This window comes from Leptolyngbya sp. AN02str (assembly GCF_050565595.1).
Classification (GTDB): Bacteria; Cyanobacteriota; Cyanobacteriia; order Elainellales; family Elainellaceae; genus Kaiparowitsia.
On the sequence record NZ_JBNXVR010000023.1, the window covers coordinates 88,623 to 99,486 of the forward strand.

The following is a 10,864-nucleotide window of genomic DNA, read 5'->3' on the forward strand; positions in this document are numbered from 1 at the left end:
CAATTGCCCATCGCTTGCCCTTCTCACGAGGAATTTAAGCAAGCAGCCATCATCAAAACCTCAGAAGTGCCCATTTTTACATGCGCGTTGCGCACGCAAAAATGGGCACTTCGGCTTATCCATCGCTCACATATCAAACATGATTCAAGATTCTGTATCGTCCACTATGCGGGCGATACAGAATCTTAGAGTCTGATTTTTGTGGGTGTCGAGGTACTTACCATTCCTCTTGGTCAACCTCGCTGGGGACTGGGCTGCTCGCCTCCATATCGCTGGGCAGGCTTTCGCCAGTGGGCAGGCTTTCGCCTTCGGTTTCGGGCAGAATGCGTAGGCGAATTGTGCGGGAGAGGGGACTATCCGCTTCCCCGATCTGGATTTCTAACGTTTCGCCAGAAAGGGGTGTGAGAAAGGCCAAGAGCGATCGCAGATGGGGCGTACTGGAGCCACTATCGAGATAGACGCGTTCGGCCAGGCTGTTGAGTTTTTTCCAGGTGCCATAGAGTTTGGCGATCGTTTGTTCGAGCTGGGCGGCGCTATTCACCAAGTCGGCGGTGGCATTGAGGCAACCGATTCGCAGAGCCTCTTCGAGCGCCAGTTCCAGATCCATGCCTTCACGGTTGAGGGCTTGCACCTGAGTCGCCGCATCCAAATACTTGGCCAAAAAGCGAGCTTCGGAGGTGGCCTGCTTGATAGTGTCTACATCGGGATTGAGGGTGACTTCTTGCTGGAGCTGCTTTTGGTGAGGTGGGGGCAGCTTTTCCATTTCCTTGACCAAGGGCGCAATATAGCGTGGCGGAATGATGCTGTTGGCCGCTTTTTCCTTAATTTCTTCGGGTAATAAATCGGAGGTGATGGCCGTCCACTCGTCGGAGAGTTGGCGCACCTCGCGGCGGGTGATGCGATCGCCCTTTTTAGCCGCATCCCCCACCATTTGCTGCACTTCGGGCGGCGATTGAGCCGTTTCCATAAAGGCGCGTTTGCTGAACTGGTTCACATCCTCCGGTTCGAGCACGCCGCTTTCAAGCAACAGGTCGGCACTATCAGCCAGTTCCATCAGCGCGTAGGCTTGGCTTTTGCTAATTTCGCGCTCTTGCAACCATTTGAGGAAGCCACGTCCACCCTGGTCGCCGCCCACTTTTTCGCGATCGCGCACCACCTTAAGAATGCGCCCCCGCCAAATATCCGTTTGCAAATCGAAGCGATCGCACACCTGCCATGCCGCTTCAATCATTTGGGCAAAATCGTAGTCCGAAATGCCCTGATCCTCGGGGTCGGGCAGGCGAAAAGTCAGCTCGCCTTCGGATGCACCGTTGAGAACATCAGCAGTGAAGGGAGCATAGGGTGCTGCGTGAGCCATTCAAAAAAACCGCTGTGAAGAGTGTGAGGAAAACAGATCACCCATTATTCCACAAGGGATAGTGTTCAGGGGCGATCGCACAAGGCAATTCCCGCAATCGATAGCGCGACCATCAATGGTGGACAACGGTTTCCCAGCTCATCGCTTGGTAGGCTCTGGGGCGATCGCCCTCATGCTTTGCCAAATTACATCCGCTCCACCACGGGAATGCCCAACAGCGACAGCCCTTGCTTGAGGGTACGGGCAGTGAGGTCGCAGAGGATAAGGCGCGAGGTGCGCAGCGGTTCTTCCGCTTGCAGGACGGGGCAGCGATCGTAGAACTGGTTGAAGGTTTGGCTGAGTTCGAACAGGTATTGGCAGAGGCGGTTGGGGTACAGATCTGCCTCGACTGCCGTTAGCACCGTGTCGAACTGGAGTAGCGCCTTGGCCAGAGTGAGATCCATCTCGTCTTGCAGGCTGATGGTACGATCGCCCAAATTTGAGAAATCAATGTCACCTTTGCGGCTTATGCCCTGCACCCGCACATAGGCATAGAGCATGTAGGGCGCGGTGTTGCCCTGAAGCGCCAGCATTTTGTCGTAGCTAAAGATGTAGTTGCTGGTGCGGTTTTGGCTGAGGTCGGCATACTTAACGGCACCAATACCAACGGTTTTGGCCAGGTGCGCCTTGAACTCTTCCGACTCGGTGCGGCCCTCTTCCGTCAGGCGGGCTTCAATATCGGCACGAGAGCGGGCGATCGCCTCATCCAGCAAGTCCCGCAGTCGAATGGTTTCACCGGAGCGGGTTTTGAACTTTTTGCCATCTTCGCCCTGCACCACGCCAAAGGGCACATGCACCAGCTCCACACCCTCGGGAATCCACCCGGCGCGGCCTGCCACCTGAAATACCTGGGCAAAGTGGTTGGCCTGTCCGGCATCGGTGACGTAAATGATGCGATCGGCGTGGTCTTGCTGAGTGCGGTAGCGAATGGCGGCAAGGTCAGTGGTGGCGTAGTTGTAGCCCCCATCGGTCTTTTGAATGATCAGCGGTAGGGGATTGCCTTCTTTGTTGGTAAAACCTTCTAGGAAGACAACCTTTGCGCCCTGGTCTTCCACCAGCAGGCCCAACTTCTCTAAGTCTTCTACCACGCCAGCCAGCAGCGGATTATAAAAGGACTCGCCCCGCTCGGTGATGCAGATATCCAGCAGCTCGTAGATTTCCTGGAAGGCAAGGCGCGACTGTTCGCACAGCAGGTTCCAGGCAGACAGGGTTTCGGGATTGCCCGACTGCAACTCCACCACTTCTAACCGCGATTTTTCTCGAAATGCCTCGTCTTCATCGAACCGTTGCTTGGCTTGTTTGTAGAAGGTGGTGAGGTCGCCCAATGCCAGCGCATTGGCGGTGGTGAGCGCGTCGGGATAGGCTTCGCGCAGGTGCAAAATCAACATGCCGAACTGGGTGCCCCAGTCGCCTACATGGTTGAGCCGCAGCACATCGTGCCCCAAAAATTCCAAAATGCGGGCAATGGAGTCGCCAATGATGGTGGAGCGCAGGTGGCCCACGTGCATCTCCTTCGCGATGTTGGGACTGGAAAAGTCCACGATCGCCCGTTTGGGATGTTTGGTGGGTTCTACACCCAGGCGATCGCTCTGGTTCATGGTCTGGAGCTGAGCTTCCAGATACTCGGTTTTCAGCCGCAGGTTAATGAATCCGGGGCCAGCCACCTCTGGCGGATCGCACAAGTCGGCCACGTCGAGATGCTGCAAAATTTCTTCGGCGATCGCCCGTGGAGCCTTCCCCAACCGTTTTGCCAGCGACATGGCCACATTGGCCTGAAAGTCGCCAAATTTGGGATTGCTGGCCGGAACCAACACCGGATCGGTACCCGCCAACTCGTCGCCAAAGGCGGCTACCAGTGCAGCAGAAAGGCGGTCGTGAAGCAGGGCGATCGTAGAGTTCATGATGGGTGCGGCAGTTAACGGGAACGTTGGCGAAATGCGCCAAAGGAGCAATTTGATAATGAGTTCAGCACCGTGAGTTCAATACGGTGAGTTCGATGGAAGTTCTGCTGTACCGCTCATGCACCCGCAGATAAATCGCGGGCTATCCAAGCAAATCCATTGAAATGGATTTCGTTCCAGCAGAAATCTGCCCTAGTGGTTGGTCAAGCTTGCTTTTGTGAGAGTATGCGCGGCACATTCCCACAAAAATAAACAAACTTAAAAAAGTTGACAGAGCACTAGTCCACTTCTAGTGGACTTTCCATCATAGCCCGCCGTTTACTCGCGGGCGGTTGTGGACGACCGCAAGCAATGGTGTGAGCTAGGGTGATTTCAGGGTCAAGGATAAAGAAATCCTTTAACAAGATACCGCGCAACCTCAACCCTCGACTAGGCATAGAATGGGGCTGCTATCCTGAGGAGAAACCGTCTCGACTACTCTCTCCCCATCAATTTTGATATGGCAGATCGGCTTCAGAATTACATCAACGGTGCATGGTGCGCGGCGTCTACGTCGGACTATTTGGATGTGGTGAACCCCGCAACGAATGAGGTGCTAGCACAGGTGCCCCTGTCACCCGCAGCGGATGTGGTGGCAGCAACCGAGGCGGCAGCGGCAGCGTTCACCTCCTGGCGGCGGGTGCCTGTGGGCGATCGCATTCAATACCTGTTCAAGCTGAAGGGGTTGATGGAGGCGCATTTGGATGAGCTGGCCCGCACCATTACCCTGGAGTGTGGCAAAACCTTTGCCGAGGCCAAGGCCGAAATGCAGCGTGCCATTGAAAATGTGGAAGTGGCCTGCGGTGCGCCCATCATGATGCAGGGCGACGTATCGGAAGATATTGCCCGGGGCATTGACGAGCTGATGATTCGGCAACCGCTGGGGGTATGTGCGGCGATTGCCCCGTTCAACTTTCCCGGCATGATTCCCTTCTGGTTTTTGCCCTATGCGATCGCCTGTGGCAATACCTATGTGATCAAACCGTCGGAAAAGGTGCCGCTCACGTTACATAAGGTGATGGAGCTGATTGAGCAAACAGGTCTGCCCGCTGGCGTGGTGAACTTGGTGAACGGGGCCAAGGAAGCGGTGGATACGATTTTGGATCATCCGGCAATTCGGGCGATTAGCTTTGTGGGCTCTAGTCCGGTGGCGCGGTATGTGTACGGACGGGCAGCAGCCAATGGCAAGCGGGTGCAGTGCCAGGGTGGAGCCAAAAATCCCATCATTGTGCTGCCGGATGCGGATGTGGAAATGACGACCCGCATTACGATGGATAGCGCTTTTGGCTGTGCAGGACAGCGCTGTTTGGCGGCATCGCTGATGGTGACGGTGGGCAAGGCCAGGGGGCCGTTTACCGAGGCGATCGCCGAAGCGGCAAAATCCCGTGTGGTGGGTTTTGGACTGGAGCAGGGTGTGCAGATGGGGCCAGTGATCAATCACCAAAGTCGCGATCGCATTCACGACCTCATTTCTCAAGGCATTGAGGAAGGCGCAAAACCGTTGATTGATGGGCGCAATCCCAACATTTCGGGCTACGAGAACGGGAGCTTTGTGCGACCTACGCTATTGCAAGATGTGCGCCCCGACAGCCGCATTGCCCAAACGGAGATCTTCGGCCCGGTGTTGGGGATGCTGCATGTGGAGACGATTGAGGAGGCGATCGCCCTGGTGAATGCGGGCCAGTGGGGCAATATGGCCTGCCTGTTTACCAGCAGCGGCGCAGCAGCCCGAAAGTTTCGCTACGAGGCCGAAGCGGGCAACATTGGCATCAACATTGGGGTAGCCGCCCCGATGGCGTTCTTTCCCTTTAGCGGCTGGAAGGAAAGCTTCTTTGGCGACCTCCACGGCCAGGGCAAACACGCCTTCGAGTTCTTCACTCAAACCAAAGTCGTCGTCGAACGCTGGTTCCAAGATTGGACTCGCCAGTTTTAACAATATATGAAAGCTCCTCGTACCTTGACCCAAAAGGAGTTTTTGCCCTTGTTACAATGTTTTGAAATGGATTGAGATCATTGTGTAATCACTCAATTAGCGAACGGTTCTTCTGAAAAGGTTTGGTGCCTAAATGGAGTCCTCAACATCCGGAGTTTCTGAAGATACAGCAAAACAAGTGTTTGATCGGGCTGCTGAGCTTCATGCTCAGTACAACAAACAAGTCTCTATTTCTGAGCTTATTAGTGCTGGAGAAGCCGCTCAAATTCCGGCTGAGTTTATTGAGCAAGCTCTTCAGGAAGTGACAACCCAACAGCCTCAAAAACCGAGCCAAACGAGCCGGAAGCAGATTCAAGGCTTTGTTCTCAAACTGGGTATTTTAGCCACAGCTATTTTAGGGCTTGCCTTTGTTTTTGAAGAAGTTGTAGACGATGGAGATTTGGAACTCGATTCGCTTGCAGGCACGGTATTGTTGGGTGGAGCAGCTACTGCTGGAACGGCCTATATGCTGAAGGGATCTGCCAGCTATCAAACAACATCAGACGTTAAACATCTGCATCATAAATTGACGTTGTTGGAGCATCGAGTTACTTCATTAACGTCAAAAATGTTCGCACCTGGTTTGTTTACCGAAGAAGAGCCAGATGTGACTCAAAATGAAAAAATTGCATCATTAGCAGAAGCAATCAATCAGTTAACTGCAAGAGTTTCTGATATGGAAACCAATTTAATTGATGGTTTACTTGCAACTTTACCTTCACCAGATTCCATTGAGGAGAATAAAAAATTGGAAGACCCAGAAGATCGATTGATCTCTTAAGGCGATCGCCCTGGTGAATGTGGGGCAGTGGGGCAATATGGCCTGTCTGTACCAGCGGCGGCGCAGCAGCCCGCAAGTTTCGCTACGAGGCCGAAGCTGGAAATATTGGCATCAACATTGGGGTAGCCGCCCCAATGGCGTTCTTTACCTTTAGCGGCTGGAAAGAAAGCTTCTTTGGCGACCTCCACGGCCAAGGCAAACACGCCTTCGAGTTCTTCACCCAAACCAAGGTCGTCGTCGAACGCTGGTTCCAAGACTGGACTCGCCAGTTTTAGTTAATTTTTGAACTACTAAAAAACCTCAGGAACCTCTGCAAGATACTTCCAAAAACTTTGTTTGCTATTAATGCGTTTAGTGGAATTAGGAAATAGCCAAATAAATCATGAGTTTTCATGCAATTGACAAGCTCTATAATCTAGCACCGAAGGCTATATCATACAGGGCTAACCAGTTCCTCCCGAAGTAATTCTGGTTGTGACCAGTAAATAACATCAGAGAACTCTTCTAACAAGCTCAAACTGTCTGAAGACCATATATCGACTGAATCATCTATTAATGAGATAAAGCTTGCAGAAGTGAGACTCGTCTTCAAACTTCTTAAGTCGTACCAGGCTGTAAAAGTTCTGTCAGTTAAATTTTTTGCACTGGCGCGGCTACCGGTACTCAGAACATAGATAAGGAAAGTTTTCTGAGGTCGTCTAGCATAAAAGTCAATATTCCAAGATCGCCCTGAAGACCCTGGAACTTTGTAATCCCGCTCATAGGAGATATTTAATTCCATTAAAAAATCTTCGACCTCCTCCTTGATGGATGTAAAGCCGCTAGTCTTAAATGTGAACCACAGATCTGCAACTTGCAACGCCGCTTGGGATAATCGTGTTACAGCACTAATTAGTGATTCCGACGCCTTCGTTCGGGCAATCAGCATTGAGCGATAAAACTCAACTCTATGAGTTAAACAAATGTCTTGAATTAACAAATCTTGTTTTTTAGATCTCTGCTTAGCAAACGTTTGCATATTGAGCCAACGGATTGTTTCCCCAAGATCAGTAAGGATTATTGTTTCGTTGTTTATCTTCGCAAATAGGTCAACAACATCACCGTCAGGATATACATAGGGAGTTCTAATTCTTGTGTATTCCCCCACACTAGAACACGAAAACAACTCTCCAACCGTACTTGCAATTTCCTCGCATATTGATAGATTAGTCATTAAAGAATCTCCAATTGCAAAGGTGGTGGCTCATTCATCTTTCCGTTATGAGTAATTTTTGCTTCTTGGCAAAACTGATGCCATACTCCAACAGGATTGCTAGAGGGTTCAGTAATGTCGTCTGGCACATAGGCTTGTTTGTCACGAAAGACTTCATCCCATCGGTGCTTATGCTTTTCGCCAACTAGCTCTCCGTTAGGGTTACGATGCTCTTTGCCAATATCAAGACCATAAATCCTTCCAAAACTACGATGGATTAATACATATGTAAGAGAATCAATAAGTTTATTGTAGGAACCCTTTATGAACAAAGGGTATCCCTCAGTAGAGTCTACCTGTACTCGAAATTCAACTGTTGGAGAGTGTGCAGCATTTTCTAGCCATGTAATATCCGTATTGATCTGCTTACTTGTATCCTCAAGTAAGCTTTCAAACTCGTCTTTAGTCATCTCTAGCCATACAATATTGATAGTACAGGCGATCTTCAAATCATCTCATGTAACTCTAGAATAGGAAACTCCTTTATCTAGTGCACTCTAGTGCCTCACATCCCTATATGTAGAGTTGCACTCTACAGTATGCTAATGAAGTCTCTTATCTTTAAGGGACATCTTCCAAGGTAAATTCCTAGGGAAATGGTCTTGAGCTGCTCAGCTCAATTGTCATGATTGTGCATGTATTGCACTGGCCCATTTCTAACAAGCTCTCCGATATTTATATGATTAGGTCTCAACTTTCAAGGCATGAGCTTACATATCCACAAGGCGCGATCGCACGATGCAGAAGCTTTAACCAACGTGCTCAAAGATTTGGGTTGGTTTGCTCATTTGAATGCAGAGTCAGATGAAGTAAGTCAGGCGCGAATTGCTCAGCATCTTGCACTATGCAATGCCGATAACAGCCACTCGATTTACGTTGCTGAGCTAGAAGAAACAGTTGTTGGCTATATCGCGGTTCATTGGTTGCCGTATCTGTTTCTGCCAGGGCCAGAAGGCTACGTTTCCGAGCTATTTGTAAAGGAAGTTGCACGGGGGCAAGGCATTGGCACCCAACTATTGGAAGCGGTAAAGGCTGAGGCAAAAGCGCGAGGCTGCTTTCGGTTGAGGCTGATTAATGGGCGCGATCGCGAATCCTACAAACGCAAGTTTTACCAATCACAAGGCTGGACAGAACGTGAAGACACCGCCAGCTTTGTATATATCCTTTGAAACAGTACAAAGGAATTGGCAATGATGCCTAAATACAAAACCGTGGGTGATCTGTTTGAGAAAACGCCTCGTCAGTGGGGGTTACGAGGCGATCCGCACTTGTGGTCGGCAATGCGCGATCGCTTTGCCAATACTCCCATACCAGCGATCGCATCCGACCTCGAAACACTGATTGAGCAAGCCTTTGAAGAACTGACAGGCAAACCTATCTCCACACCTGATCTTTTTTATGACGAACGGTTTGCCCATGGTGGCATGTCCAGTGGGTGCATTTCTCCACCCTTTTGGCGCGATACCGCTATTCCGATGCTGAAAGCGCGGCTAACGGAAGAGACCTGAACTAGCGATCGCGTGTGGAACTTATATTGTTTGAACGCGCTTTTTTCAGGCAGACTCAACAACAGAAAAAGGCGCAAAAATTAGGCTTGAAAGTAGTTGAAAAAATGGAATGAATATTCCTTTTTGGAATGGCTTGATTTCTCTCTGAAATAAGCAATTCTATTGACATAGAAGCGACTGATCTTGCGACAGAGGCTTGCCCAACCTACAACTCCTAAGCTGATGAAAGAGCTGAAATTACAAACAGCAAAAAATGCTTTAGAGTTGGAGGTTTTTGTTATGAATCGGATTAATCAAACGTTTTTGCAACGCATGGTGAGCGGAGTTGGCATGGCTGCGATCGCTTCAGTCGTCGCCCTTCCTAGCCTTGCCCAAACTCCAGAAATGGAGACTTTGCCCAATCGCGATCGCTCAGATATGTTGGGGCCTAGTGTCGATAATCCCAATAACGATCGCCCCGATACGATTCGCCCCGAAGCGGATAACGTACCCAACAGCGATCGCACCAATCCCGATCGTGTTAGCCCAACCGCTGCCAACCGTGATGCCCTCACCTCACTGGATGAAGAATTTGTTACGTTGGCTTATCAAGGAAATAACGCCGAAATTCAGCTCTCACAGCTTGCGCTAGAACGCGCCGAAAATGACGAAGTTCAGCAGTTCGCAGAGCAAATGATTCGTCAACATACTCAAGCCAACGAGCTACTAACTCAATATCTTGAAGAACAAGACATCGCCCTACCCGCAGAGCCAATCGATTCATTAAACCAAGCGATCGCCGAACAATTAAGCCAGCTGTCTGGCCCACAGTTTGATCAGGCATACATGAGGGCACAAGAAAACGCCCACCTGCGCAGCATTGCCCTTTACCGCACTCAGTTAGATCAGGGTCAAGAGGAAGGTTTGCGAGCCTACGCCGCCCGTCTATTGCCAGGAATTGAAAACCACTATCAAATTGCCAACGAAATATCTCCGAATCGTACAGCCGAAGACTTTCGTCCTGAAATGAGCACCCCAGATCGCATTCAGTAGACAGAAACAATCAACCTCTTTCACCCTATTGTTTTGCAGAATGAACTGTAGCAAAATTCATTCTGCAAGGCTCATAACAGCGAGCTTTTGTAGATTGCCATATCTTACAAAAGCTCGCTTATTTCTATTCATCAATCGCACCCCTTATCGTGCCAAATTGATAGGATTGAATTGTCTCCTCAGCAAGTTCTCAGGCAATTTTCAGGTGCCATTTGGGAAAACGATTCACACTACACTTCATGTCCGCTGTATTCACAAGGATGAGCCATGAAGCGTTATGTCTTGTTTGGAGTTTTGTCGGCATTGATGGTGGCATGTTCTGGCCAAGGACCATCGAGCGCTGTGCCTGAAAGTTCCAGCTCTGTGGCTGCAAGCCCCTCCATCGAAAGCTCTGGAGCCGAAAATTCTGGCACCGTTGCGGCGGCACCAACTGTGCTCAAATCTGGCATGTTTACCGATGGCGAGCACCCCACCCAAGGCACCGCACAAATTGTGACCGAAAATGGCGATCGCTACCTAGAGTTTAGCTCCGACTTTCGGACCGATTCTGGGCCAGATTTATTTGTAATTTTGCACCGCAATGCCGATGTTATTGGCACAACCCAACCGCCTGCCCATGCCATTCAAGAGGGAGATTATGTGACCTTGGCCGCATTGCAAAGCACCACAGGCACCCAGCGCTACGCCATTCCAGCAGATGTGAATTTGGATAACTACCAATCGGCGGCAATTTGGTGCCGTCAGTTTAATGCAACGTTTGGGGCCGCAAGCTTGCAGTAACAGTCAAGTATGGTCAAGTGTGGTGCTGGCGGTTCCTGGGCGATCGCCAGCTTTTTTTCAACGTCAGTTTTGGTTAAGCCGACATTCCGCAGGTTGCTCTGGGAATTAAAGGGAGTGGGGATAAGCTGAGGGAGACGAGTTAGGATCGCCCCCTTGCAGATCGAGAACTTGGACCACTTGGGACTGATTGCGGGTGTTATTGA

The 10,864-nt window shown here is 50.4% G+C and carries 11 protein-coding genes; 7 read left to right on the forward strand and 4 right to left on the reverse strand.

Annotated features, from left to right (window positions below):
• Positions 1-217: 217 nt before the first annotated feature.
• Entirely contained in the window at positions 218-1,357 is a 1,140-nt protein-coding gene (locus ACQ4M4_RS17515; protein WP_430685736.1) for a hypothetical protein, read from the reverse strand.
• 185 nt (positions 1,358-1,542) lie between these two features.
• The gene (argS, locus tag ACQ4M4_RS17520; protein WP_430685737.1) at positions 1,543-3,297 is read right to left on the reverse strand and encodes an arginine--tRNA ligase; all 1,755 of its coding nucleotides are present in this window, start codon (positions 3,295-3,297) and stop codon (positions 1,543-1,545) included.
• Between the two features lie 499 nt (positions 3,298-3,796).
• Between argS and ACQ4M4_RS17525 the strand changes: the two genes are divergently transcribed.
• The 3 genes from ACQ4M4_RS17525 to ACQ4M4_RS17535 all read left to right on the forward strand — a co-directional run bounded on the left by ACQ4M4_RS17525 (position 3,797) and on the right by ACQ4M4_RS17535 (position 6,364).
• Positions 3,797-5,269: a CoA-acylating methylmalonate-semialdehyde dehydrogenase gene (locus tag ACQ4M4_RS17525; protein ID WP_430685738.1), complete on the forward strand. Its 1,473-nt coding sequence runs from the start codon at positions 3,797-3,799 to the stop codon at positions 5,267-5,269.
• A gap of 133 nt (positions 5,270-5,402) precedes the next feature.
• Positions 5,403-6,089, forward strand: coding sequence for a hypothetical protein (locus ACQ4M4_RS17530; protein WP_430685739.1), 687 nt, complete (start codon positions 5,403-5,405; stop codon positions 6,087-6,089).
• A 17-nt stretch (positions 6,090-6,106) separates the two neighbouring features.
• Positions 6,107-6,364 (forward strand): aldehyde dehydrogenase family protein, encoded by a 258-nt coding sequence (locus tag ACQ4M4_RS17535; RefSeq protein ID WP_430685740.1) that lies wholly within the window; start codon positions 6,107-6,109, stop codon positions 6,362-6,364.
• A gap of 158 nt (positions 6,365-6,522) precedes the next feature.
• Here ACQ4M4_RS17535 and ACQ4M4_RS17540 read toward each other — a convergent pair whose 3' ends face one another.
• Together ACQ4M4_RS17540 and ACQ4M4_RS17545 are read right to left on the reverse strand one after the other, a co-directional pair.
• Positions 6,523-7,302, reverse strand: coding sequence for a DUF1828 domain-containing protein (locus ACQ4M4_RS17540; protein ID WP_430685741.1), 780 nt, complete (start codon positions 7,300-7,302; stop codon positions 6,523-6,525).
• Complete coding sequence (locus ACQ4M4_RS17545; RefSeq protein ID WP_430685742.1) at positions 7,302-7,751, reverse strand: DUF6978 family protein; 450 nt, start codon at positions 7,749-7,751, stop codon at positions 7,302-7,304. The genes ACQ4M4_RS17540 and ACQ4M4_RS17545 overlap by 1 nt, the downstream gene beginning before the upstream one ends.
• 294 nt (positions 7,752-8,045) lie before the next feature.
• Between ACQ4M4_RS17545 and ACQ4M4_RS17550 the strand changes: the two genes are divergently transcribed.
• The 4 genes from ACQ4M4_RS17550 to ACQ4M4_RS17565 all read left to right on the forward strand — a co-directional run bounded on the left by ACQ4M4_RS17550 (position 8,046) and on the right by ACQ4M4_RS17565 (position 10,661).
• Positions 8,046-8,510, forward strand: a complete 465-nt coding sequence (locus ACQ4M4_RS17550; RefSeq protein ID WP_430685743.1) for an N-acetyltransferase family protein — start codon at positions 8,046-8,048, stop codon at positions 8,508-8,510.
• Positions 8,511-8,531: 21 nt separating this feature from the next.
• Positions 8,532-8,849 carry a hypothetical protein gene (locus ACQ4M4_RS17555; protein WP_430685744.1) on the forward strand — a complete coding sequence of 106 codons (318 nt, stop codon included), beginning with the start codon at positions 8,532-8,534 and terminating at the stop codon, positions 8,847-8,849.
• 279 nt (positions 8,850-9,128) lie between these two features.
• Positions 9,129-9,881, forward strand: a complete 753-nt coding sequence (locus ACQ4M4_RS17560; protein WP_430685745.1) for a DUF4142 domain-containing protein — start codon at positions 9,129-9,131, stop codon at positions 9,879-9,881.
• 267 nt (positions 9,882-10,148) lie between these two features.
• Positions 10,149-10,661 (forward strand): DM13 domain-containing protein, encoded by a 513-nt coding sequence (locus ACQ4M4_RS17565; RefSeq protein ID WP_430685746.1) that lies wholly within the window; start codon positions 10,149-10,151, stop codon positions 10,659-10,661.
• Positions 10,662-10,864 lie beyond the last annotated feature (203 nt).